The sequence below is a fragment of the Slackia sp. CM382 genome (assembly GCF_000293015.1).
GTDB lineage: Bacteria > Actinomycetota > Coriobacteriia > Coriobacteriales > Eggerthellaceae > Slackia > Slackia exigua.
Genome location: NZ_ALNO01000018.1, coordinates 157,234 through 180,691 on the forward strand (window position 1 = coordinate 157,234; position 23,458 = coordinate 180,691).

A 23,458-nucleotide genomic window follows, 5' to 3' on the forward strand; every position below is an offset into this window, starting at 1 on the left:
CGAGATGGTTGCTTCGAGCCTCGACGCCGATGTGCGGAAGCACGATCCGCGCACGCTCCCGCCCCGCGATCCGAGATCGACCGGCAGCCTGCCCGGAAGATACGGCGCCGCGGAAGCGTCAGTCGTTCACGGGCCTGCGATGATCCGCTTCGACGGACACGAGGACCGGTCCGTCCTCGGTGATGGCCACGGTCTTCTCGAAATGAGCGCTCGGCTTGCCGTCCCTCGTGCAGACCAGCCATCCGTCACGCATCTGCCGGACGCGGCGGTTTCCCATGGTGATCATCGGTTCGATGGCGATGACCATGCCGGCGCGCAGCTCGAGGCCGGTATGCGGCCTGCCGTAGTTCGGCACGTTCGGATCTTCGTGCATGTCCCGTCCGATGCCGTGCCCCACGTACTCGCGCACGACGCCGAAGCCGGCCTTCTCGGCCACGGTCTGCACCGCATGGCCGATATCCCCGATGCGATTGCCGGGCCGCGCCGCGTCGATGCCCGCCCACATGCTCTTCTCCGTAACCTCGAGCAGGCGTTCGACCTCAGGCGAGACCTTCCCCACCGGAAATGTCCATGCATTGTCGCCGGCCCAGCCGTCCACGGTCGCGCCCGTGTCGATGGAGACGATGTCGCCCTCCCTCAAGATGACGTCTTTGCTCGGAATGCCATGTACGACCTGATCGTTCACGGAAGCGCAGATGCTCGCGGGAAAGCCGCCGTATCCTTTGAACGTCGGCGTGCCGCCATGGGAGCGGATGAAGTCCTCGACGAAGCGATCGAGCTCCCATGTTGATATGCCGGGACGAACGAGTGCTCCGACCTCGCGAAGGACGCGTGCGGAAAGCGCGCCCGAACGCTTCATGGCTTCGATATGCGCGGGCTTCTTCAGATAGATGGTCATGATGCACATCCTTCGTTCACGATGCCCGTCCTTCGTTCGACGGAAGCATGCTATGAAAAAAGCCCGTCTCGAGCGAGACGGGCTTTTCACGGAAAGGTTACGCGTGCTATTCGGCAGCAACGGCGAAGCCGCGCGAGACCGAAGGATCGATCTTGATGCCAGGGCCCATGGTGGAGCTCACGGTGATGGACTTGAGGTACCGGCCCTTGGCGGCGGACGGCTTCATGCGGACGATCTCGTCATAGACGGCGCCGTAATTCTCGGCGAGCTTTTCAGCATCGAAGCTGACCTTGCCGAGGATGACGTGCGCGATGCCGAAGCGGTCGGCGCGGTACTCGACCTTGCCGCCCTTGAGATCGGCGATAGCGGTGGCGACATCCATCGTGACGGTGCCGAGCTTCGGGTTCGGCATAAGGCCGCGGGGGCCGAGGATGCGGCCGAGACGGCCGACCTTGGCCATCATGTTCGGCGTTGCGACGGCGGCATCGAAATCGATGGTGCCGGCCTGGATGTCGGCGACGAGGTCGTCGGAACCGACGATGTCGGCACCGGCCTCGCGGGCGGCGTCGGCCTGCGCGCCTTCGGCGAACACGGCCACGCGGACCTGCTTGCCGGAGCCGTTGGGCAGAGCGACCATGCCGCGAAGCTGCTGATTGGCCTGACGGGTGTCGATGCCGAGACGGAAGTGGGCTTCGACGGTCTCGTCGAACTTGACGGAAGAAACCTCCTTGACGATCTTGAAGGCCTCGAGGGGGGCGTACAGCGTGGCGGCGTCGAACTTCTCGGCGGCGGCGCGCTGGCTCTTGGTGAGTTTCATCGTTCAGAATCCTTTCGTGGTGATGGCGGGCTTATGTGAACCCTTCCACATACCCCAGGCGGGGTTGAAGACGAATTTACGCGTTCAGCATTTCGGCGAGCTTGCGGGAAGGCACATAGACCTTCTTCATCTCGCGGCCTTCGATGCGCACGCCCATGGAACGGGCGGTGCCGGCCACGACCTCCATGGCGGCTTCGATGTCGTTCGCATTCAGGTCGGGCATCTTGATCTCGGCGATCTCGCGCAGCTGATCGAGCGAGAGCGTGCCGACGGTCTTGAGCTGCGGGATGCCGCTGCCTTTCTGGATACCGAGCTTTTCCTTGATCAGAACGGCCGCGGGAGGGGTCTTGAGCACGAACGTGAACGACTTGTCCTCGTAGATCGTGATCTCGACCGGGATGATGGTACCGGACTGAGCCTGCGTGGCGGCGTTGAACGCCTGGCAGAACTGCATGATGTTGACGCCCTGCGCACCGAGTGCCGGGCCGACCGGAGGAGCCGGATTGGCCGCGCCAGCAGGAATCTGCAGCTTGACGAAGCCAGTGACTTTCTTTTCAGCCATTGCTTGGTTTTCCTTACCTTGTACCGTAACCTATGTCGTCCAGCGCATCGCGCGAGAAGCCCTGTCCACTAAGGCGCACGAAACGCGAAGAGCCATTATAAACGCCGAAAGGCGGCTTCCTAGATGGAAGCCACCTGATCGAAGGAAAGTTCCACGGGAGTTTCGCGTCCGAAGATGGACACGAGGACCTTGACTTTGCCCGCTTCCGGAGAGACCTCGGAGACGATGCCGTCGAATTCGGCGAGAGGGCCGCTCGTGACCTTCACGGTCTGGCCGACCTCGAGGGACGTCGAGGTCTTCTTCGGAACCGCAACGCCGGCGGATGCGTCGTTGCGATGCATGATCTTGTTGAACTCGGCGCGCGTCAGGGGCGACGGCGTGCTGCTCTCCGGGCCGACGAACCCGGTGACGCCCGGCGTGTTGCGCACGACCGCCCAGTTGCGGTCGTTCATCTCCATGCGGACGAGCACGTAGCTCGGCAGGACCTTCTTCTCGCTTTCCACCCTGCGACCGCCCTCTTTGATCTCGGTCACGGTCTCGGTGGGAATCTGTATGTCAACGATGCTGTCCTCAAGGCCGTACATCTCGATGCGGGTCTCAAGGGTCTGCTTCACTTTGTTTTCATAGCCGGAATAGGTATGGACGACGTACCACTTCTTAGACATGTTCCTTACGCCCCCAAACCGGAAATGGCGACTACGATGGGCTGGATCACCGCGTCGAGCACGGCGACGAATACGCCGAAGAAGACCAGGGCGCCGAGCACGACGCCGGTCCAGCGGATGACCTCCTGACGGGTGGGCCACGTCACGCGCTTAAGCTCGAGACGAACATCCTTCAGGAACTTGAAACGCTGTTTCTTGGGCTTTGCAGAAGCCTTCTCGGCCTTCTTAGTCTCCTCCTTGGACTCTTCGCTCTTGATGAAGAGACCCTTGAGCTTGGAAGGAGCGGCCTGGTCGGCGGCAGGAGCCTCGACGACTTCGGGCGCGTTGTCCCGTGCGGCCTTGCGGGCCTGGCGGGCGGCCGATGCCTTAGCTTTCTGCGTTTTGGACTTGTTCGCCATTCTTTAATCCTCATGCTCGTAAAATCGGAATCGATGCATATCGAGCTAAATCTCTCATAACCCAAAACAAGCAGCTCATCTAAGCTGCTTGAACAAGCTGGCAGGCCAGGTAGGACTCGAACCCACAACATGCGGTTTTGGAGACCGCCGCTCTACCATTGGAGCTACTGGCCTGTATCGTATACCCTAACGAGTTTCGCGATGCAGCGTGTGCTTGCGGCACCACTTGCAGTACTTCATCATCTCGATGCGTTCGGGATTATTCTGCTTGTTCTTCTTGGTCGTGTAATTGCGGCGTTTGCACTCAGTGCAAGCCAAGGTGACCAACGTGCGCATGAATACTCCTTTAAGAATCAATTATAGAGGCTTTTGAAACGTACACGCTTTCGAGCAGCCTCTGAAAAGAGGCGGGGCGAGCGAGACGCCCCGCCTCTTTGAAAGATCGTCTATTTGATGATCTTCGTCACGCGGCCGGAACCGACCGTGCGGCCGCCTTCGCGGATGGCGAAGCGGAGGCCTTCCTCCATGGCGATCGGGTGGATGAGCTCGCCACGAAGCGTGACGTTGTCGCCAGGCATGACCATCTCGGTGCCCTCGGGCAGATGGGCGACGCCGGTAACGTCGGTGGTACGGAAGTAGAACTGCGGACGATAGCCGTTGAAGAACGGGGTGTGACGGCCGCCCTCTTCCTTGGTCAGGATGTAGACCTGGCCTTCGAACTCGGTATGCGGGGTAACCGTGCCGGGCTTGCAGAGAACCTGGCCGCGGACGATGTCCTCGCGCTTGATGCCGCGCATCAGGCAGCCGATGTTGTCGCCGGCCTCGGCGGTGTCAAGAAGCTTGCGGAACATCTCGATGCCGGTGCAGACCGTGGTCTGGGTCTCGCGGATGCCGACGATCTCCAGAGGATCGTTCATGTGGAGGGTGCCGCGCTCGACACGGCCGGTGGCGACGGTGCCGCGGCCGGTGATGGTCATGGTGTCCTCGACAGCCATCAGGAACGGCTTGTCGACATCGCGCTCAGGCGTCGGGATATAGGAATCGACGGCGTCCATGAGCTCCCAGATCTTTTCCTGCCACGCCTTGTCGCCCTCAAGGGCCTTGAGCGCGGAGCCGCGGATGATGGGCAGATCATCGCCGGGGAAATCGTAGCTGCTGAGCAGCTCGCGGGTCTCCATCTCGACGAGCTCGATGAGCTCTTCGTCGTCGACCATATCGCACTTGTTCAGGAAGACGATGATGTAGGGAACGCCGACCTGACGGGCGAGCAGGATGTGCTCGCGGGTCTGGGCCATCGGGCCGTCCGTGGCGGCGATGACCAGGATCGCGCCGTCCATCTGGGCGGCACCCGTGATCATGTTCTTGACGTAGTCGGCGTGGCCGGGGCAGTCGACATGAGCATAGTGACGAGAGTCGGTTTCGTACTCGATGTGAGCGATGGAGATGGTGATGCCGCGCTCGCGCTCCTCAGGCGCCTTGTCGATCATCTCGAAGGCGGTGAAGTCGGCATGCGCGGTGCCGTGAGAGCCGTCGTTCTCGGACAGCGTCTTGGAAATGGCCGCGGTCAGGGTGGTCTTGCCGTGGTCGACATGGCCGATGGTACCGATGTTAACGTGCGGCTTGGTACGCTCGAACTTCTCCTTTGCCATTATTCCTCCTCTAGGTTCGGCTCGAATGCCAAAATACGTGATATCGCACGCGCGCCCCGAAAAGGGGCGCGCGTTCAATCTGAATGGTAGCGGTGACTGGATTCGAACCAGTGACGCCACGGGTATGAACCGTGTGCTCTAACCAACTGAGCTACACCGCCGAATGCGAAATGCAGAGCATTTCGAAAAAGCAGGACTGGAGCCCGCGACCGGACTTGAACCGGTGACCTCTTCGTTACCAACGAAGTGCTCTACCGACTGAGCTACACGGGCAAAACTGGTGGGCGCGCTAGGATTCGAACCTAGGTAGGCAGAGCCAACGGGTTTACAGCCCGTCCCCATTAACCGCTCGGGCACACGCCCAGTTTCATAAGGTGCTCGATTTCATGTGTACTTTTCAAGCTGCCAGCTCACGCAATCGAAAAGGGCTTTCGAACTCGTGAGCGAAAGTATATTACGCTAGGGTCCCTAGCGTGTCAACACTTTACACGCCTCCGGGCGTATCGTATCTTCAGCACCTGATGCAAGGCTCGCGAACTGGGATTCCGGCAATCGGCTTTGAAAATCGCCGCGATGGCTCGACCGGCTCGCCGATAAATTCCCCACATCGGGAAAACCCCGCCCGAAACGCCTAGACGTCGGCATCCATATAGGTATCGAATTCATGCACGACATCCTCGCTCGGAGGAGCCGTGAGAAGGGAGACAGCCACGATCGCGACCGTCGCGACGATGAATCCAGGGACGAGCTCGTAGATTCCGAAGATGCCGCCGAGCGGCGACAGGAGGAGGTTCCAGAGCACGACCGTGCATCCGCCCCCCACCATGCCCGCGAACGCGCCGGCCGCATTCGTCCTTCTCCAGTAGAGGCTCAAAAGCACCAAGGGCCCGAACGACGCGCCGAAGCCCGCCCATGCATACGAGACCACCTTGAAGATCGAGGAGTTCTGGTCGAGCGCGATCAGAATGCCGAACAGCAGGATGAGCGTGAGCGCAAGGCGCGCGACGAACATCGTCTGCTGGTCGGTCGCATCCTTCTTGATGACGCCCTTGAACAGATTGCGCGCGATCGCCGAGCCGGCGATGAGCAGATAGCTCGACGACGACGACATGGTCGCCGCGAAGATGCCCGAGACCACCAGCCCGCAGAGGAATGCCGGAAGCATGGTCTGCGCGAGCAGGACGAAGATGTTTTCCGCCTGGGCTCCGGTGAGCAGGGCATCGGGCATGGCGGCGCGCCCCACGAGCCCGATGCATACGGCGCAGGCGAGCGATACGACGCACCAGACGGTCGCAATGACGCGGCTCTTCTTGATCTCGTCGGAATGGCGCGCGCTCATGAAGCGCACGAGGACCTGAGGCATGCCGAAATACCCGAGACCCCACGACAGGCCGCTCACGATGCTGATCGCGCCGGCGCCGTAGACGACCGCATCGCCGAACTGCGGCATGCCGTCGACGACCTTCTGCACGCCGTTTTCGTCAAGCACGGGCGATGCCGTGGTCGTGCCCGAAAGGAAACCCGGTATCGAGCTCAGAAACGCGACGGTGTTCTCGACGCCGCCGGCCATGGCGACGCTTCCCACGAAGATGACGACCAGCGCGACGACCATGATGGCGCCTTGGATGAGGTCGGTCGTGCAGACCGAGAGATAGCCGCCGATGAAGGTGTAGGCGAAGACCACGAGCGCGCCGATGATCATCATCGTCGTGTAGTCGACGCCGAACAGCGTCGTGAAGAGCTTGCCGAAGGTGACGAAGCAGCTGCCGGCATAGACGCTGAAGAACACCAGGATGATGACGGCGGCGGTGCTCATGAGCACCTTCCTGGAATCATGGAACCGATTCGAGAAATAATCGGGAAGCGTGATCGAATTCCCCGCGACCTCCGAGTACTTCCGCAGAGGACGAGCGACGAAACGCCAGTTGAGATACGTTCCCGCAGCCAGGCCTACGGCGGTCCAGACCGCATCGGATGCGCCGGTGAAGTACGCGACGCCGGGAAGGCCCATGAGGAGCCAGCCCGACATGTCGGACGCTTCCGCCGAAAGCGCCGTGAGCCAGGGGCCGAGCCCGCGGCCGCCGATGAAGTAGCTGTCGCTGTCGGCATTCGACCTCTTTATATAGAAGAATCCCACCGCGAGGACGACGATGAAATAGAGGGCCATGGCAAGCAGGACCCAGAGGTCATGCTGGTTCGGTGCGATCATATGCGATTCCCTTCGCTTTACGGAGAAGGCAGATTATAGAGTATCGCGCGCATCGCGACGCTCCCTCCTGCTCCATTTTGCTAAAGTGCAGGGGCAAAAGGCAATGCGCGCCTGCGCGCCGAATCGAAGGAGATGCCGCCGTGCCCTACGCAGACCTTTCATCCCAAGAGCTCGAGGAGCGCCTCGCCGCTCTGCGCGACGAATATGCGACGCACCGGGCCAAGGGGCTTTCCCTCAATATGGCCCGCGGCAAGCCCTCGCGCGAGCAGCTCGCGCTCAGCCTGCCCATGCTCGATGCGATCGGCGCCGCGGACGATCTCATCGCCGAAGACGGCACCGATTGCGCGAACTACGGAGGATTCGAAGGAATTCCCGAGGCGAAGCGCCTTATGGCATCGATGCTCGACCATGACCCGGCCGACGTGCTCGTGTTCGGGAACTCGAGCCTCAACATCATGTACGACCTCGTCGTCGCCGGCATGCTCTACGGATATGCCGGCCGTCCTGCCTGGAAGACGCTCCCTGAACCCAGGTGGATCTGCCCCGTGCCCGGCTACGATCGCCATTTCCGCATCGTAGAGAGGCTCGGATTCACACCCGTCGTCGTCCCCATGACCGAAAACGGCCCCGACATGGACGAGGTCGAGCGCATCGTCGCCGAAGACGACTCCGTCAAAGGCATCTGGTGCGTGCCGAAGTACTCCAACCCCACCGGCGCCGTCTATGCCGACGATACGGTCAGGCGTCTGGCCGCCATGCCCTGCGCGGCGCCTGACTTCCGCATTTTCTGGGATAACGCGTACTGCATCCACCACCTCTACGAGGACGAGGGTCGTCAGGCCCGTGTCCTCGACATCGCGCGCGCCTGCGAAGAGGCGGGGCATCCCGACCGCTATTTCAAATTCGCAAGCACGTCGAAGGTCACGCTGCCCGGAGCCGGCATCGCCGCCGTCGCGGCGAGCAGGCGCAACCTCGACGACGTCATCGAGCGCGTCGGCTGCGAGACCGTCGGATACGACAAGCTCAATCAGCTGCGCCACGTGCGCTTCCTGCACGACGCGCATGGCCTCGCCGCGCATATGGCGAAACACGCGGCCATCATCCGACCTAAGTTCGACCTGGTCGCACATGTGCTCGATCGCGAACTCGCCGGCACGGGAGCCGCATGGACGCATCCGAGCGGCGGATACTTCGTCAGCTTCGACGGACTGCCGCATACGGCGAAACGCACCGTGGCGCTTGCGAAAGAAGCCGGCGTCACCATGACCGGAGCAGGCGCGACCTGGCCGGGCGGCATCGATCCCGACGATCGCAACATCCGTATCGCGCCGACGCTTCCGCCCCTCGAGGAGCTTGAACGCGCGCTCGAAGTCTTCGTCTGCTGCGTGAAGATCGCATCGATCGAAGCGATCCTGTCGTCGCGCAGGGAAGGCTGACGGACGCCGAGCCGTAGGCCCATGGCTTCTCACGAAGCATCCTGAGCCTGCGGCGCCCCGCCCTCGCCCTTCCCCAGTTCCTCTCGAAGCTGGGGAATCAACCGGGCGAAGGTGTTCTCGACCGCCTTCTTCTTCAACTCGCATTCCCAGATGATGTGCACGCGCCAGCCATCGGCCTTGAGCGCGGCGACGTTCTCGCGATCCCGCTCGACGTTGCGCTTGAATTTCGGCACCCAGTAGTCCTGATTCGATTTCGGCGTCGACGGGTTGCAATGCGGGCATCGGTGCCAGAAGCATCCGTTGACGAAGATCGCGACCTTCTTGCCCGGATAGGCTATGTCGGGATGCCCGGGAACGCGCCAATGAAGACGGTAGCCGGCAAGCCCCTCTTCGCGCAGCCGGCGTCGCACGAGAAGCTCCGGCTTCGTGTTCTTCCCCTTGTTGCCCACCATGCTGTTATGCACGGCCGGCAGCACGACGGCATCGTATTCGACGGCGCCCTCTGGCGCGGAGTCGGCAGGCGAATCGCCAGCTGGGCGAGGCTCGGCGTCCGTCATGGGCAGACCCTCCTCGCATGGATGGCCTCGAGCAGGTCGCGCATGCCGTCGAGGTCTGCCGCGTCGAAGGAATAGACGACGCATCGCGGTTCGCGGTCTCGATGCCAATCCGACTGTTCGACATAGACGAACGTGGCCTCGACGCGATCGTAGCCGGATGACAGCGCGGCGAAGGCATAGCAGGTCGCCTGCAGGCGATGCCTTTCGAGGATATCCTCGGGCGCGTCGTCGAAGCGCCCGCCGGTCTTGTAATCGACGATGCGCGCGCACGATCCGTCCTCCTCTCCCGAAAACAGATCCATCGACCCTTCCAGGACCCATTCCTCAGACCCGTCGGAAGACGCGCCCATCGGGATGAAGAACGGATATTCGGCATGCAGGTTCGGCCACGCGATCGCTTCCCGGGCGCACGCGCTTCCTGTCCACCGGAGGCAGGCCGCCTCCAGGCGCGGCGCGGCGCTCGACGAGACGCCGAAGGCCTGTGCCGTCGCCGCGATGCGATCGGGCGGCGGCAGAGGAAGGCCTTCGCGACGCGAAGCGTCGCAGCGACAGGACGAGAGCTTGGATCCAAATTCCTCGACCGACCACTGGGCAAGCGCATGGAACGCCGCGCCTACGTCGGTCGCCCTATCCTCGTCGAGCGCGAACGCCGCGCCTGCGCGCCCGAACGCGCCTTCTTCCGCATCGTCCGCGAAAGGATCTATCCCCGCCTCCGATGCCTCGTCGAACGAAGGCACGCCTTCGCGGGCCGTCGCAGACGCGCCTCCCTTGTTCGCATCAAGCGCACCGGCCAGGGACGAAAGCGAGGTATAGCTTTCGAAGCCTTCTCTTTCGGGTCCGAACGGAACGGAGGGCATGCGCGAGGGCATGGCCTCGGGGATGGCGAAAACACGCTTCTCCCCTTCGTCGGCGTCGGCATCGCCCCAACGGTAAGCTTCGCCGTCTCCCCCCGTGACGATGACGCCCCCTTCGTCGTTCACGCCGATGACGATCCTCTCGAACGCCGCATCCTCCGATCCTCCATACGGCAGCGTCGAGGCGCCCGAAGGGAAATCCGCGAGGGAATCGCCGCCGAATCCCATGATCGAATTCCTGATGGCGCCGTCAAGGGGTGCATAGGCCCGGATATCATGCGCGGCATTGTCGTCGACGTCCATGACGAGGACGAGGGCTTCGCTCGCACGGGTCAGCGCCACGTACATGAGGCGCTGTGCTTCTTGACGCCCCTGCTCCGTTTCGTACGCGACGATCGCCCGGCGACGGGAGGCGGGGCTTTCCGACGAGGCCACGAGCCGATCGACGTCGGCTCGGACGTCCTCGGGCAGCACGAACGCGTCGGCCTTCTTCTTCAGTTCCTTCGGCAGGAACGCGCTTCGAGGCAGCAGGGTTGCATACGTGACTCCCTTGATGCGGGTCGATAGGAACGCCTCGTTCGTCGGCTCCTTGCCCTTGCCGATCTCCGCAACCGCGACTATGGGGAACTCGAGCCCCTTGCTCGAATGAACCGTCATGATGCGCACGAAATCGCCTTCTCCGGCCGAAAGCGCGCCCGGAGCCTCCTTGGCTCGGACGATGCGATCGGGCATCGCAGACGCCACGCCGGCGATGCCGCAGCCGAGCTCGGCAGCGAGGCCAGCTGCGAAACGCACGGCCTTGAGCGCGTTGCCCGCACGTGCGATGCCTTCGGCGCCTTGGCTTTCAAGGCGCGCCAGCCAGCCTGAAGCCGCAAGCGCATGCAGAAGGGTGTCCTCGACCGTCGACGTTCTGGCCATGCGGCAGCATGCGTCCAGGACGGACGCCGCATGCGCGAGTCCCTGCGATATCCCGACTGTCGGCTCGCGATCCAGAAGATCCCAGAAACCCCGCGCAAGGGCGCGCCGCGCGATCGATCCGTCTTCCCTGCATTCCGTGACCAGGGAAAGGATATCATCGTCGCCCACGGCGAACAGATCGCTCTCGAGCGTATCGAGCAGGGCGGTCTCGTCGTTGGGATTCGCGATCGCCCGAACGAGGCTCACGACGGCCCGGGTCTCGGGCGCCTCGCCGAACAACGATCCCCCGGCGATGACGCATTCGAATCCTCGCCCCCTCAGGGCGCGAGCGAACGCATCGGCGTTCGTCATGCGGCCGAGCAGCACGACCATATCCCGCGCCCGATGCCCTTCGGCACGCAGGCGCTCGAACCGGCGCGCGATCGCGTCCGCCGCGACGGCGGTCTTGCATGAGGAGTCGATGGATGAGCCTTTCGGAGGCTTGGATCGCTGCACCAGCACGACCTGGATGCGGGGCGCGCTTCCCCGATACGGAGTATCGATGCGGGATTCGTCCCGTCCAGGGCGCAGAGACATGAACGAGGCCCCGAACATCGCGCGCCCGGAAAACAGGCAGTCGACGAACGCGAGCACATCGGCGTTGCTGCGGTAGTTCGTATCCAAGGTGCGGACCATCGCCGCATCTCCCAATGCACGCATGCGCGCCTCGTGCGCGCGGAACACGCCGACGTCCGCGCCGCGGAATCGGTAGATGCTCTGCTGCGCGTCGCCGACCGTGCACAGGCGCGCGCCGCCGCCCGACAGGCGCATGACCATGTCGATGCCCATCTGGTCGGTATCCTGGAACTCATCGATCATGACGAGCCGGAACGCATGCGCGTATTCTCGAGCTATGGCCGGATGGTCTTCAAGCGCGCGGTGCGCCTTCGTGACGAGGTCGGTGTTGTCGAGAACGCAGGCCTCGCGCTTGATGCACTCGAATGCGGCGAGAACGTCGGATGCGAGGCCGCGCAAGGTCGCGAAATGGATCCGTGCCGAAGCCTGCAGGGCGTTCAGGCAGATCTCGGCGAGTTCCTGCGCCCATTCGCCCACGTGCGCGGCATAGGGGTTGTCGCCCTTCCCGAACGTCCTTTTCGGCATGGGAAAAGCCCCGAGGATGCCGAGAAAACGTTCGTCGGCGCCTTCCGACCAGGAAGAGAGCAGCTCGTCGAGCTTCTGCTCGCACCCGTGCAACGCGGCTTCGAACTCACGCTTCGAAGAGCTGTCGTTCAGCCCTGCAAGCGATGGCGCGATCGTGCGGGCAAGGTCGAGCGCCTGCTGGGCGAGCACGACCGGCGCAGGGCCCGCGCCCGCATCGACGACGGAATCCATACCCGCAGGCGACTCGGCCGCCGCCTGCGCGATATCCATCAGCATGTCCTCGACCGACGTACCTCCATGCCCTGTCGAGCGCGGCGGATATGCGGCGAACAGCGCATCGACCGAACCGTCGGCCGATCCTTCTTCGTGACCGATCAACACCTCTTCAACCGCTTGGGCGAGCGCGTCGGCGACGAAGCCGTCGGAAGCCATCTGGAAATCAGGATCGATGCCGAGTTCCAAGGCGTGCTCGCGCAGGATGCGGGCGCAGGCGCCATGAATGGTGGATATCCAGGCGGAATCGACCTTGAGGGACTCTTCCGCAAGCCCCTCGGCGCGCAACGTGCTTTTGACGCGCGCCTTGATCTCGCTCGCCGCCTTGTCGGTGAAGGTGATGGCCATGATCTCGTCGATGGAAGACGCGAAGGGACCGCCGTCGGGACCCGACCCGTCGAGCAGCGCCCAGGCGATGCGCTGGGTCAGCGTGAACGTCTTGCCGCTGCCCGCACCCGCAGCGACGAACAAAGGCGCGTCCAGCGTTTCGACGCAGACACGCTGATCCGGATTGCATGCATCCTTGTTCATGCTAGCCCCTCCTCCGCGAACACGATGATGCGGCGCACCATGCGCAGGCCGCGGAGTCGACGGGAGCGGGAGCTATGTCGCCGGCCTGCATCCGGGAAAGCGCACGGGCCACGCGTTCCTCCGTCGCATCGAGCAGATCTTCGAAGGACATGCGCCCGCCGGAGCCGCATGCGGCGCCCTTCGGCTTGATGCCCGGAAAATGCTCGGGGCCGAAACGACGGGCATCGAACGCGCCTGCGACGCGCGCATCCCGATAGCCCAGATACACCGCCGCGCCGACGTCGAGCCCGAGGCTCCTTCTGATCATCTGCGCGTATATCAGCGTCTGCACCTTCCCCTGCACGGTCCCGTCCGCAGAGAACGAATCGTGGGCCGACGTTGCGGAACCCTTGTAGTCCACGACGACCGCGCAACCCGCATCGGTCGCATCCACGCGATCGATCGTCCCGCGCATGCGCACGCCGGCGTACGCGACGCCGTCTTCCAAGGAAATGCGCTTTTCGAGCATGACGGGACGGCCGTGCGGAAGGAACGAGGGCTCGAACCGGACCAGCCTATGCAAGGCGGCGCGAAGCTCGCCGACCTCGCGACGCTCCATCTCGCTCGTCGCGATGAGGCGGGACGAGAAGGAATCGGCCGCATCGACGGCCCTCTGAGCCGAAAGACGCGCGTCGAAGCATGCGTCCAGAACGTCGAGAGCATGCGGAACCACCGCGTCCGTCACCTTGGAGACGCCTTCGGAGATGAGCTGCGCATACATATCGTGCAAGATCGCATGGGCGAAGTCGCCCTTCTCCAACGGTCCGAATCCTTCGTCGATGTCCCGAGGATTCACGCGTCGCTCGACGAACCACCGATAGGGGCATTCAAGATACCGCTCTATCTGGCTCGGAGAGAAAACGGGCGCGCATCCTCCTTCGGGAAGCGCATGGCGCAGCACGAGACGCGGAAGCGATGCCGGAGCTATCTCCCCCGGCCGGGGCAGCTCGATCGTCGTTTTCGTCTTCTGGGGCGAGGCGGAGGAGACGACGTTTTCATAGAGCGCATCTTCGCCGATCGATCGCGCCGCATCCGCGCAGGAGGCCGGCAGATCGAAGGGCCGCGCCATTCGATCGTCGGGAGCATCCTTGCAGGCATCCAGGTATTCTTGAAGAACCGCACACGGATACGCCGGGGCGGCGGCTTCGTCGTTGAGGGGACGCTCGATCGCGAACGAAGATTTCGCAAGGCGCAGCGCGCGCATGAAACGCCGACGCTGCCGATCGATGGGCGGTTCGGAACCGGCGACGCCGAGTTTGCCGAGCAGCGTGCGGGCCGCATCGGAGGGATCTTTCACCGGATAGGACGATGTCGTCATATCGCACGCCACGACGACATCGAAGCGCCCCGGCTCAAAGCCCGCGGCGTCCTCCTGGCGCGCGTAGACGACGCGGGGATCGGGTCCCGACGCACGTGAAACGTCGATCGATGCCGCCGAGAAGAGCTCGAACGCGTCTTCGATGCATCCGCCTACGAAGCGTACGGCCTCGGCGCACTGCCGCCAGGCGCGTATCGCGGATATCTGCTCCTGGCGATACGCCTCATCCCCGTCGCGGTGGCGGGAGGCGGATTCGACGAGATACCCGCACAGGATATCCGCATCCAGGTCTTCGACGAGCTCGGACATGTAGCGGGACTCTTCGCGCCCCGCAATGACGCGATCCATGCATGCATCGACGGTCATCAGACGATCGGCTCTGACCGCCGCGTCGATCGCGTACGCCTCGCGCAGCGAATAGCCCGAGAAGGGAGAAAGAAGGAAGTCCGTCAGGCATCGCGAACGCCCGAGCGCAAGGCTTCCCCGCTCTGACAAGAACGCACGCAGAGACAGAAGCGCTCGACCGAAATTCGTATCCTTCGCATGCTTGACGGCGATGACGGCCGATGCGATCCCCTCCCGAGAAAGGCGATCAAGGGTCGCCTCGTACAGGCGCAGCGGATCGACGCTCGTCACGAAGGCGTTCGCACGCGAGGCCCCGCACGTCGCATCCCGAGACGAAACGGAAGGCATCGCAGGCGTCGCACCGAGCCTCTCGCAGATGAAATCGGCCACGATGCGCGGCTGCGCATAGGCGCCTCCAGGAAGCAGAAAGCATGCCTCCACACCGGGAGCAGCCCGGTCGACCGCGGCCTCGGCCGGTCGGATATCGAGCGACGTCGAGAGGGATTCCAACAGAAAGCGCTCCGGTCCGGACAAAGGGCCGGGCTCGATAAGGGTCACCTGAAATCGCGAGGGAACGGACTCGGCCAGATGCGCGATGGCGTCGCCGCGCTCGATGAGCCCATGCGCCGCCGCGAGCTCGGCGAAGATGCGCGCGCAATCCAGCACCTGAAGCTCCGCCGGTCCGGCATCGGGAACGGCCTTTCGATCGGACGGAAGGCGAATGACGCCTGCGGCCCCTTCGACGACCTCCCCCACGAGACGGATCGCGCCCGCCGTCGGCTCGAGGCCCGGAACCTTCGCTATCGCCTGCTTGATGAGAAGGCGGCGGAGCCGCACGTCCGTGAATCGCCGGCCATCGCCCCAAACGCTCCAGAGGTCATCGATCCAACAGGAAAGCGTCGTGACCTTCACGCCGAACGACAGCGTGCGGGAACCATCGGCATGGAACCGGCGAATTTCTGCGGCCCTCATGCGGTTCGGCGTGAGAATCACCCGTTCGACGGCCAAATCTCCTCCTTGCACGCAGGGCGTCCCGAACGCAGGCCGCACCGATCATCAGGATCGTCCGGATGCACGATCGCCGCGCACCGTTTCCGAATATAAAAAAACTCGAGCACGAAGTGCTCGAGCAATGCGAAAGATGGTGCCCCCAACGAGAATCGAACTCGTGTCTCAGCCTTGAAAGGGCCGCGTCCTGACCTCTAGACTATGGGGACAGCTGAAAAACAGCTTGCACATTATGGCAAAGCACCCGAACAAATGCAAGTGACTATTTTACTCCTTTTCCACCGCCTTGGCACCGTGCGCGATCGCTTGACGAAGAAGGAGCACGATGTCATGCCGTGATGTCGTACGTGGAGACTCCTGTCATGCGACGCAGGTCGTCGAATCGAATATCCATGGCGCAGCCGATGCGCCCCGCGGAACATGCGATGACGTCGTAAAGCTCCGCCGTCTCGTCGATGAACGTCGGAAACGCCTTCTTCATGCCGATCGGACTGCATCCTCCATGCACGTATCCCGTCGTTGGAAGAAGATCCCGGGCTTTCAGCATGGACAGGCTCTTTTCTCCTGCGGCACGTGCCGCCTTCTTCAAATCGAGCTCGCATGCGACCGGGACCATGAAGACGAAGCAGGATCCGTCCTTCGCCCGGGTCACGAGCGTCTTGAAGAAGCTGTCGGGATCATGCCCGATGAGGCGCGCCACCTCGACGCCGGTCAGGCTCTGGTTCTCCTCATACGGATGCACCCTGTACGATACGCCTGCGGCATCGAGGATGCGCATGGCATTGGTCTTTTCGACGGTCTCTGTCGATCCGTGATGCTTCGGCATGCTTCCTCCGATACGCAGAACGCGACGATATGAAAGGGAGGCCGCAGGCATGAAGCCTCCGACCTCCCTTTACGCATTTCAGGCGGCATCGTTGCCGCAAGAAACGAACCTACTTGACGGTGACGGCGGCGCCGGCAGCCTCGAGCTTCTCCTTGACTTCCTCGGCCTTGGCCTTGTCGACGGCCTCGACGATCGGAGCAGGAGCGCCCTCGACGGCGGCCTTGGCCTCCTTGAGGCCGAGGCCGGTGATCTCGCGCACGACCTTGATGACGGCGATCTTGTTGTCGCCGAAGCCCTCGAGAACGACGTCGAACTCGGTCTGCTCGGCGGCAGCGGCGCCACCCTCGGCAGGAGCGGCGGCCACGGCCGCAGGAGCGGCGGCGGAGACGCCGAAGGTCTCTTCGATAGCCTTGACGAGCTCAGAGGCCTCAAGAAGGGTCATTTCCTTGAGAGCCTCGAGGATCTCTTCGTTGGTAAGCTTAGCCATGTTCTTATTCCTTTCAAAGGCCGCCATCAGGCGGCAATCGATTTCATGTATCCACACCCTATGCCGCGCACCGCGGAATGGGCGTGATTATGCGGCAGGCTTCTGCTCCGCGACCGCAGACGTGACGACCGCGAGGCCGCGAGAAACGCCGCCGATGGAAACCGCGAGACCGCGGGCCATGCCGGAGATAAGCCCGGCGAGCTGACCCATGAGCTGCTCGCGAGACGGAAGAGAGGCGATGGCCTCCACGTCAGCGGCAGAGCATGCCTTGCCATCCATGACACCGCCCTTGATGACGAGCTTCTCGTTGTCCTTGGCGAAGTCCTTGACGGCCTTGGCCGCAGCGACGGCATCGGCGCCTGCGAAGACGAAAGCTGAAGGACCGGCGAGGAATTCGTCGATCGCAGGCTGCTCGGTCTCCTTGAGCGCAAGCTTCACAAGAGTGTTCTTATGCACGGACACATGACCGCCCGCTGCGCGCACGGCACGGCGAAGGGTCTCGGTCTCCTTCACGGTAAGGCCGCGGTAATCGACGATCCAGAGGGCGCTTGCCTCCTTGATCTCGTCCACGATCTTCGCAACGGATTCGATATTGCTTTTGTTCGGCATATGCTGTTCACCTCCTTCTCGTTCTGCTCGAACGCATCCGCCACATGCGTGGGTGGGGTCGTCCTCGCACAACGAAAAGGAAACGGCCCCTGTGCCATGAAGACTCAGGGGCCGCAAAAGAATCGCTTTTGCTTACCACCTCGGCCGGCTGCTCTTGCAATTGAACCCGTAGGTACCTGCTGTCTTCGGTAGCGGAAACGTATGTCCACACGCCCTATTGGACGCAACTGGTTATTTTAGTGTTGCATGGATGGCCCGTCAAGGAAAACATCCGCAGTGAAGGCCGTCCATGCTTTCCGCACGGTTCCCATTATGCGGAAGCGGAGGTCGCGCCTCCCGCCGGTTCGTTCTCCGATGCGGATACGGATCCCGAAGCCGCCCCGCTCGCAGGTGCGCCCGCTCCCTCAGAGCCGCCGGACGCCGATGCGCTTGCGGCGAGCTTCGCATCCGCGATCTCGCTCACCGGGGATGTCGGGGACCCTTCCGCATACGAGAACGAGATATGATCGCCCACGCCGTATCCGACCACCTGCACGAGCGCCGGAAGCGGGAAGTCGTAGATATGGTCATCCCCTTCGAGCGTCACGTAGAAGTGCGAATTCCCTTCTATCACCGCCTGCGCGACCGTAGCGATGGTGCCCGACGCTTCGAACGTCTTGGCCGGTGCACCGGAGTCGGCGGACCCGCCATCGGCCGCGATCAGCGACTCGTAGGTTTTCTGCGTCTCGGCGACCGTGTCACCCACGGCGACGTTCTGGTAGCGCTCGATGTCGACCATGGCATACTTCTTGACCAGGCCCGCGCCGTCTTTCAGCGCCATGAAGTACGTCGGTCTATCGGATACGTTGATGAGCAGAGGGAACGTTGCGGCATAGCGCAGGTTCTGAACCTGGCCCTCTGCCGAGGACATCGCCGATTCCTCGGTCGCGCCGGCAACGGAATAGAAATGGCTTTCGGCCGTGCGCTGATTGATGAGCACGAAGCCGATGATGGAATTATCTCCCGTCGCCGACGTCACGCCCGTATACAGCCAGACATCGTCGTCCTTCGCGATGTAGTTGTACCCTGCCGCTCCGTTGATGCCCGGCGTGGTCTGCACGACGCCGTTCTGGCCGAGCCAGCTGTTGAACCAGCCGTTGCTGTAGGCGCCGCGCCAGTTGTACTGACGAATGAGCAGGTCGGACGGATACACACGGTCGACCCACCCAGGCACCTCGTCGACGGCCAGATCCTGCGTCTCCCCCGTCACGGCGTTCACGAGCACGGCGCGAGAAACGGTTTCGCCGCCGAAAAGGCCGAGCGTGAACGTACGCACCGGGCAGATCCACCAGGGATTCCCCTCGTCATCGATTTCGAACGATTTCTCGCCGAACATATACGTAGGGTACTTGAGCTGCACGTAGCGATCGATGTTGCGGGCCAGAGGCTCGCTTTCGGAGTACTTGATGCCTTTGCCTTCATCCAAACGCACGACCTGCGCATCCTGCGTCGTCATGTCGACGATCGCGTAAGCGGGGATGCCGGTGCCGCGATTCTGCAGCCATTTGAAGAGATCGGCATAGACAAGCGGACTCACCCGCACGGGACGATCGTTGTAGTTGATCTGGCTGTAGATGGGCGAGATCTCGAACTGGCTCACGAGGTCGGAGATGGAGCCCATCGTGCGGTTGCCGAGAAGCACGGCGGAATCGCGGTCGATAACAGGGATTTCATCGTAATTGACCTGCGCGATATCCTCGGCGAACTCGTATTCCTCGGTCGGCAGGATGGATGCGAACTTCTTCGCGTTGCCGGGAAAGAACGACGCGGAGAGCAGCCATCCGACGATTCCCGCCGCAAGCACGACGAGAGGGATGAGGGCAAGCCCCTTGAAGAGCTTCGCCTTGCTCGGCGAAGGCTCATGGCTGCCACCGCCTTTCTCGTAGGTCGCGCGCGCCGAACGGAACAGCACGAACAGCGCGATCGCCAGCGGGAAGAGAAGCGCCCAGATATCGGGGTTGTGGATATTGAGCGCGGGATGGAACCACCAGTAGGCGCAGCCGAGCACGATAAGGGCAACCGCCGCGATTCCCACGAGCGACCTGCGGCTCATAGCCGCGAAACGATCCTTGATGTCGGAAACGTTGGCCGTCTGGGAGAAATCGACGTGAGGAATCCCGGCATCGTCGGAACGCACGTCCCCCATCGGCACCCCTGCGAAGATCTGCTGGAAGAAGCTGTCGAGCGGATTATCGTTGCGCGCCATACACGTCCTTTCTATGAAACGGCGGTCAAAGAGCGTAACACGTAATTCAGGATGCCGCCATGAGCGATGTACGCGCCTTCGGTCGGCGTATCGACACGCACGATGGCATTGAAGCGAAGCTCGGTGCCGTCGGTGCGGCGAGCCGTCACGCCGACGATGCGAGGATTCGGCAAGACGGGCTCGCCGGCGCCGAAATCGATCGGTTCGATATCGAATTCCTCGCTGCCGTCGAGACCGAGCGCCTCGACGCCTTCCCCTTCTTCGAACTGCAGAGGAATGATGCCCATCCCGATCAGGTTGGACCTATGGATGCGCTCGAAGCTCTCAGCGAAAACCGCTTTGACGCCTAGGAGCAGAGGAGCCTTGGCCGCCCAATCGCGACTCGATCCGCTGCCGTACATCTTTCCCGCCAGGATGACGAGATCGACGCCGTTCTCCCTATAGTCGCAGGCGGCATCGAAGATCGACTTGACGGCCCCGTCGATGAAATCGGTCGTCCATCCTCCTCGACGCCCGTCGGCAAGCATATTGAGAAGCTTCACGTTGCCGAAGCCGCCACGCGCCATGACCTCGTGATTGCCGCGACGCGACCCGTAGGTGTTGAACATGTCCTCGCTGACGCCTCGTGCGGACAGGTATGCGGCCGCGGGGCTGTCCGAAGAGATGCTGCCCGCAGGGGAGATGTGGTCCGTCGTGATGAAGTCGCCCAGCACCGCGAGCGCTCGCGCATGCGATACGCCCGGCACGGCCTTGATCTCTCGCGTCATGCCGTCGAAATACGGGGCGCGGCGAACATAGGTCGAGCGTTCGTCCCAAGCATAGGTCGATCCCCCGCTGACGCCGAGGGCCTTCCAAGCGTCGGGACCCTCCATCAAATCCTGTCCGCCTTCTTCGAACAGGGCTTCGTTCACGTACATGCCGAGGATGGATTCGATCTCGGCGTCGCTCGGCCAGATGTCGCGCAGGAATACCCGATCGCCGTCAGACGTTGCGCCAAGAGGCTGGGTCTCGAAATCGAAGTCCATCGTGCCCGCAAGCGCGTATGCGATGACGGCCGCCGGAGAGCAGAGATAGTTCTGCGAAACATCCGGGGAAATGCGCCCCTCGAAGTTTCGGTTGCCCGAAAGAACGCTCGAAAGTTCGATGTCGGCGGAGATTCGATGCATCTCGGCGCTCAGAGGGCCTGAGTTCCCGATGCAGCTCATGCATCCGAAGCCGCAAAGGTCGAATCCAAGCGCGGAAAGGCTCGACGAAAGCCCCGCGCGCTCGAGCAGAAGAGACGTCGCATGGCTGCCGGGCGCGAAAATCCGCTTGATCCACGGCTTCGCCGCAAGGCCTCGCGTCACGGCGTTGCGCGCGAGCAAGCCGCACGCGACCATCATGGCCGGATCCGTCGCCGTCGTGCAGCTCGTCACGGCGGCGATGGCGATAGCCCCATGCGCGAGATCGTAGCCGCATCCCTCGATATCGACGTGGGCGCGCACAGAGCGGTCCAGGCCGCGATCGCGACAGACATCCTCGAACGCGACGCGCGCCTGCGTGAAATCGATGCGGTCATGCGGGCGGCTCGGCCCGGCGACGGCGCGGGGGATCTGCGAGAGATCGATATCGATGACTTCGCCGTACACGCGCTCGGCATCGTCTGCCCACAGACCCTGGGCCTTCGCATAAGCCTCGACGAGATGCACCTGATCCTCGCTTCGACCGGTCACGCGCAGATACGCGAGCGTCTTCTCGTCGAAAGGAAAGAAGGTGCAGGTGCTGCCGTATTCGGGCGTCATATTGGCAATGCACGCTCGCGCCGTGGCGGAAAGAGAGGATACGCCGTCGCCGAAGCACTCGACGAAGGAACCGACCACGCCTTTCGCGCGCAGGATCTCGGCAAAGCGAAGCGCGACGTCCATCGCGCACACGCCTGCGGCGAGCCGACCCGTAAGATGGATTCCCACGACCCTCGGAACGAGCGTCGTGACGGGCTGGCCGAGACAGGCCGCTTCGGCTTCGATGCCTCCGACGCCCCAGGAAAGCACGCCGATACCGTTCGCCGTCGTCGTATGGCTATCCGTACCGACAACCGTATCGAAATACGCGATCGGCTCATCGTCCGCCGTGGTCATGACGCCTTGAGCGAAGCGCTCGACATTGATTTGATGGCAGATTCCCGTTTCAGGAGGAACGATGCGCACGTTCTCGAACGACCGCTGCGCCCATTTCAAAAACGAATAACGCTCGGCATTTCTCTTGAACTCCATTTTGGTGTTCGCCTCGAACGCATCGGGCGTTCCGGCGCAATCGGCAATGACGGAATGGTCGATGACCAGATCGAGAGGGATCTGCGGATTGATAGACGAAGCGCTCCCCCCGAGCTCTTCCGCCGCTTCGCGCATAGCCGCAAGATCGACGAAGACGGGGACGCCCGTGAAATCCTGGAGGAGCACGCGAGCAGGCATATATTCGATCTCGCCGCCCTGCACGCCCGCCAAGCCGGCATCGACGATGCGTTGGGCGAAACGTTGCGCAGCTTCATCGGACGAAGCGTTGCGCAGGACGTTTTCGATAAGGATCCGCAGCGTATACGGCATTTTCTCCGCACCTGGAAGGGAATCGCACGAAAAGTAACGATACGCCTTGCCGTTGACGTCGAGAACGGATGCATGTGCCATTGTTCAGCCTACCTTCTTCACGATGCCAAGCCCGCGCGGGCGCGACGACGCCGAACACACGAATCCCCCTCGTCGACGCCGTTCGCTAAGCGGACGGAAAACCATCACTACACGGAGGTTGATTCTAGCAAAAGCATCTATGCGCGACCGCGCATCGCGGACGAGCGGAGCGATGAAACATCGAAGCAAGAAAAAACCTCCCTTCCCCGCATGCGGGGAAGGGAGGTTCGAGGCGCATCAAAGGCTAGCCGAGCGCGTCGAGGATCTCCTGGGCGCGACGCTGAAGCAAGCCCTTGCTGTTCGACGCGTCGAAGGACATGCGCTCCTTAAGTTCCTCACGCACGTTGTCAGCCAGCGTTCCGCCTGCGAATTCAATGACGCCATTGAGCATGGACAGGAATTCGACATCACCGTGGTAGCACTGGATGGCTTCGTCCACGAGCGGCCAGACCTTCTGGCTCCTCAGCTCCGTAGTGCCCCCCACCTTGCAGAGAAAACGCATGGCGGCAAGACGCAAGGGACCTGAACCCTCGTCGAAGAGAGCAGCTTCGGCGCCGTTGATCGCGGTAGCGCACGAACGCGAATCAAACGCGACAAGCTTGGTCAGGATATCGAGAACCTCCCAGCGCGTCTGCGCCTCGGGACGGTTAAGAGCATCGACGAATGCGGAGATATGGCTACTCAACAGGCTTGCATCTTTATCGGCAACGAGAGAAAGCGCCGAAGCGCTGCTTTGGCGCGTCATGCGAGAGGAAGAGGAGAGGTTTTCAATAAGGGAGACAAGAGCGGTTTCGTCCGAGAGCGCCGTTTCGGCAAGCTGGGACTTCTCAAGCGATGAATCAGACATGCACATATCCTATCCTATACGTATATCGCGAAACAGTATAGCAAGGCATGCGCGGGAAGGGGCCGCCCCACCCGGGACGGCACGATTAAACCAGAACGGCGGGCGCACGGGCCAGGAAAATCGGCAACGATAAGGAAGGGAGAAGCGCCGGTTCGAAACGGGAA

The 23,458-nt window shown here is 62.6% G+C and carries 18 protein-coding genes, 5 tRNA genes and 1 other annotated feature; of the genes, 1 reads left to right on the plus strand and 22 read right to left on the minus strand.

The features are described from left to right. Nucleotides 1–118: 118 nt before the first annotated feature. The 12 genes from map to HMPREF1155_RS07805 all read right to left on the minus strand — a co-directional run bounded on the left by map (nt 119) and on the right by HMPREF1155_RS07805 (nt 7,198). Entirely contained in the window at nt 119–898 is a 780-nt protein-coding gene (map, locus tag HMPREF1155_RS07750) for a type I methionyl aminopeptidase (RefSeq protein ID WP_009079008.1), read from the minus strand. Between the two features lie 106 nt (nt 899–1,004). Beyond that, entirely contained in the window at nt 1,005–1,715 is a 711-nt protein-coding gene (rplA, locus tag HMPREF1155_RS07755; protein WP_006361808.1) for a 50S ribosomal protein L1, read from the minus strand. 76 nt (nt 1,716–1,791) lie between these two features. After that, nucleotides 1,792–2,277 carry a 50S ribosomal protein L11 gene (gene rplK, locus HMPREF1155_RS07760; protein WP_006361809.1) on the minus strand — a complete coding sequence of 162 codons (486 nt, stop codon included), beginning with the start codon at nt 2,275–2,277 and terminating at the stop codon, nt 1,792–1,794. Nucleotides 2,278–2,396: 119 nt separating this feature from the next. Next, a complete protein-coding gene (gene nusG / locus HMPREF1155_RS07765; RefSeq protein WP_006361810.1) occupies nt 2,397–2,942 on the minus strand; it encodes a transcription termination/antitermination protein NusG in 546 nt (181 codons plus the stop codon). A gap of 5 nt (nt 2,943–2,947) precedes the next feature. Continuing rightward, nucleotides 2,948–3,340, minus strand: coding sequence for a preprotein translocase subunit SecE (gene secE, locus HMPREF1155_RS07770; RefSeq protein ID WP_009078876.1), 393 nt, complete (start codon nt 3,338–3,340; stop codon nt 2,948–2,950). Between the two features lie 98 nt (nt 3,341–3,438). After that, nucleotides 3,439–3,514, minus strand: a tRNA-Trp gene (locus HMPREF1155_RS07775). Nucleotides 3,515–3,526: 12 nt separating this feature from the next. Then, nucleotides 3,527–3,676, minus strand: a complete 150-nt coding sequence (rpmG, locus tag HMPREF1155_RS07780; protein ID WP_006361812.1) for a 50S ribosomal protein L33 — start codon at nt 3,674–3,676, stop codon at nt 3,527–3,529. A gap of 110 nt (nt 3,677–3,786) precedes the next feature. Beyond that, entirely contained in the window at nt 3,787–4,989 is a 1,203-nt protein-coding gene (tuf, locus tag HMPREF1155_RS07785; RefSeq protein WP_006361813.1) for an elongation factor Tu, read from the minus strand. Between the two features lie 84 nt (nt 4,990–5,073). Continuing rightward, nucleotides 5,074–5,150: transfer RNA gene (locus tag HMPREF1155_RS07790), tRNA-Met, on the minus strand. A 36-nt stretch (nt 5,151–5,186) separates the two neighbouring features. Further along, nucleotides 5,187–5,262, minus strand: a tRNA-Thr gene (locus tag HMPREF1155_RS07795). A gap of 5 nt (nt 5,263–5,267) precedes the next feature. Beyond that, nucleotides 5,268–5,352 (minus strand) — tRNA-Tyr (locus tag HMPREF1155_RS07800). Nucleotides 5,353–5,620: 268 nt separating this feature from the next. Further along, the gene (locus HMPREF1155_RS07805; protein WP_006361814.1) at nt 5,621–7,198 is read right to left on the minus strand and encodes a sodium/proline symporter; all 1,578 of its coding nucleotides are present in this window, start codon (nt 7,196–7,198) and stop codon (nt 5,621–5,623) included. A 140-nt stretch (nt 7,199–7,338) separates the two neighbouring features. On the opposite strand from HMPREF1155_RS07805, the gene HMPREF1155_RS07810 reads away from it, so the two are divergent. Further along, on the plus strand, nt 7,339–8,634 hold the full coding sequence (locus tag HMPREF1155_RS07810; protein ID WP_009079105.1) for an aminotransferase class I/II-fold pyridoxal phosphate-dependent enzyme: 1,296 nt from the start codon (nt 7,339–7,341) through the stop codon (nt 8,632–8,634). Nucleotides 8,635–8,663: 29 nt separating this feature from the next. Here the strand turns inward: HMPREF1155_RS07810 and HMPREF1155_RS07815 are convergent, their stop codons facing one another. The 10 genes from HMPREF1155_RS07815 to HMPREF1155_RS07860 form a co-directional block, all read right to left on the minus strand. Then, nucleotides 8,664–9,191 carry a very short patch repair endonuclease gene (locus HMPREF1155_RS07815; protein ID WP_006361816.1) on the minus strand — a complete coding sequence of 176 codons (528 nt, stop codon included), beginning with the start codon at nt 9,189–9,191 and terminating at the stop codon, nt 8,664–8,666. Next, nucleotides 9,188–12,907 (minus strand): UvrD-helicase domain-containing protein, encoded by a 3,720-nt coding sequence (locus HMPREF1155_RS07820; protein ID WP_009078948.1) that lies wholly within the window; start codon nt 12,905–12,907, stop codon nt 9,188–9,190. Before HMPREF1155_RS07820 ends, HMPREF1155_RS07815 begins: the two co-directional genes overlap by 4 nt. Nucleotide 12,908: 1 nt before the next feature. After that, nucleotides 12,909–15,617: a PD-(D/E)XK nuclease family protein gene (locus tag HMPREF1155_RS07825; RefSeq protein ID WP_009079047.1), complete on the minus strand. Its 2,709-nt coding sequence runs from the start codon at nt 15,615–15,617 to the stop codon at nt 12,909–12,911. Between the two features lie 134 nt (nt 15,618–15,751). Beyond that, a tRNA-Glu gene (locus HMPREF1155_RS07830) sits at nt 15,752–15,826 on the minus strand. A gap of 119 nt (nt 15,827–15,945) precedes the next feature. Next, nucleotides 15,946–16,443: a Cys-tRNA(Pro) deacylase gene (ybaK, locus tag HMPREF1155_RS07835; protein ID WP_050999296.1), complete on the minus strand. Its 498-nt coding sequence runs from the start codon at nt 16,441–16,443 to the stop codon at nt 15,946–15,948. Nucleotides 16,444–16,552: 109 nt separating this feature from the next. Then, nucleotides 16,553–16,930 carry a 50S ribosomal protein L7/L12 gene (gene rplL / locus HMPREF1155_RS07840; RefSeq protein WP_009079096.1) on the minus strand — a complete coding sequence of 126 codons (378 nt, stop codon included), beginning with the start codon at nt 16,928–16,930 and terminating at the stop codon, nt 16,553–16,555. An 87-nt stretch (nt 16,931–17,017) separates the two neighbouring features. Continuing rightward, a complete protein-coding gene (rplJ, locus tag HMPREF1155_RS07845) occupies nt 17,018–17,539 on the minus strand; it encodes a 50S ribosomal protein L10 (protein WP_006361821.1) in 522 nt (173 codons plus the stop codon). 68 nt (nt 17,540–17,607) lie between these two features. Further along, nucleotides 17,608–17,746: a sequence feature (ribosomal protein L10 leader region), on the minus strand. 103 nt (nt 17,747–17,849) lie between these two features. Further along, nucleotides 17,850–19,784 carry a hypothetical protein gene (locus HMPREF1155_RS07850; protein WP_009079057.1) on the minus strand — a complete coding sequence of 645 codons (1,935 nt, stop codon included), beginning with the start codon at nt 19,782–19,784 and terminating at the stop codon, nt 17,850–17,852. Between the two features lie 11 nt (nt 19,785–19,795). Then, on the minus strand, nt 19,796–22,447 hold the full coding sequence (acnA, locus tag HMPREF1155_RS07855; protein WP_009079054.1) for an aconitate hydratase AcnA: 2,652 nt from the start codon (nt 22,445–22,447) through the stop codon (nt 19,796–19,798). Between the two features lie 244 nt (nt 22,448–22,691). Beyond that, nucleotides 22,692–23,294 (minus strand): hypothetical protein, encoded by a 603-nt coding sequence (locus HMPREF1155_RS07860; protein ID WP_009078844.1) that lies wholly within the window; start codon nt 23,292–23,294, stop codon nt 22,692–22,694. Between the last annotated feature and the right edge of the window lie 164 nt (nt 23,295–23,458).

Bases quoted from the DNA above. Each gene is read 5' to 3' on its own strand.
- map (WP_009079008.1), bottom strand. From the start codon at position 898: ATGACCATCTATCTGAAGAAGCCCGCGCATATCGAAGCCATGAAGCGT.
- rplA (WP_006361808.1), bottom strand. From the start codon at position 1,715: ATGAAACTCACCAAGAGCCAGCGCGCCGCCGCCGAGAAGTTCGACGCC.
- rplK (WP_006361809.1), bottom strand. From the start codon at position 2,277: ATGGCTGAAAAGAAAGTCACTGGCTTCGTCAAGCTGCAGATTCCTGCT.
- nusG (WP_006361810.1), bottom strand. From the start codon at position 2,942: ATGTCTAAGAAGTGGTACGTCGTCCATACCTATTCCGGCTATGAAAAC.
- secE (WP_009078876.1), bottom strand. From the start codon at position 3,340: ATGGCGAACAAGTCCAAAACGCAGAAAGCTAAGGCATCGGCCGCCCGC.
- rpmG (WP_006361812.1), bottom strand. From the start codon at position 3,676: ATGCGCACGTTGGTCACCTTGGCTTGCACTGAGTGCAAACGCCGCAAT.
- tuf (WP_006361813.1), bottom strand. From the start codon at position 4,989: ATGGCAAAGGAGAAGTTCGAGCGTACCAAGCCGCACGTTAACATCGGT.
- HMPREF1155_RS07805 (WP_006361814.1), bottom strand. From the start codon at position 7,198: ATGATCGCACCGAACCAGCATGACCTCTGGGTCCTGCTTGCCATGGCC.
- HMPREF1155_RS07815 (WP_006361816.1), bottom strand. From the start codon at position 9,191: ATGACGGACGCCGAGCCTCGCCCAGCTGGCGATTCGCCTGCCGACTCC.
- HMPREF1155_RS07820 (WP_009078948.1), bottom strand. From the start codon at position 12,907: ATGAACAAGGATGCATGCAATCCGGATCAGCGTGTCTGCGTCGAAACG.
- ybaK (WP_050999296.1), bottom strand. From the start codon at position 16,443: ATGCCGAAGCATCACGGATCGACAGAGACCGTCGAAAAGACCAATGCC.
- rplL (WP_009079096.1), bottom strand. From the start codon at position 16,930: ATGGCTAAGCTTACCAACGAAGAGATCCTCGAGGCTCTCAAGGAAATG.
- rplJ (WP_006361821.1), bottom strand. From the start codon at position 17,539: ATGCCGAACAAAAGCAATATCGAATCCGTTGCGAAGATCGTGGACGAG.
- HMPREF1155_RS07850 (WP_009079057.1), bottom strand. From the start codon at position 19,784: ATGGCGCGCAACGATAATCCGCTCGACAGCTTCTTCCAGCAGATCTTC.
- acnA (WP_009079054.1), bottom strand. From the start codon at position 22,447: ATGGCACATGCATCCGTTCTCGACGTCAACGGCAAGGCGTATCGTTAC.
- HMPREF1155_RS07860 (WP_009078844.1), bottom strand. From the start codon at position 23,294: ATGTCTGATTCATCGCTTGAGAAGTCCCAGCTTGCCGAAACGGCGCTC.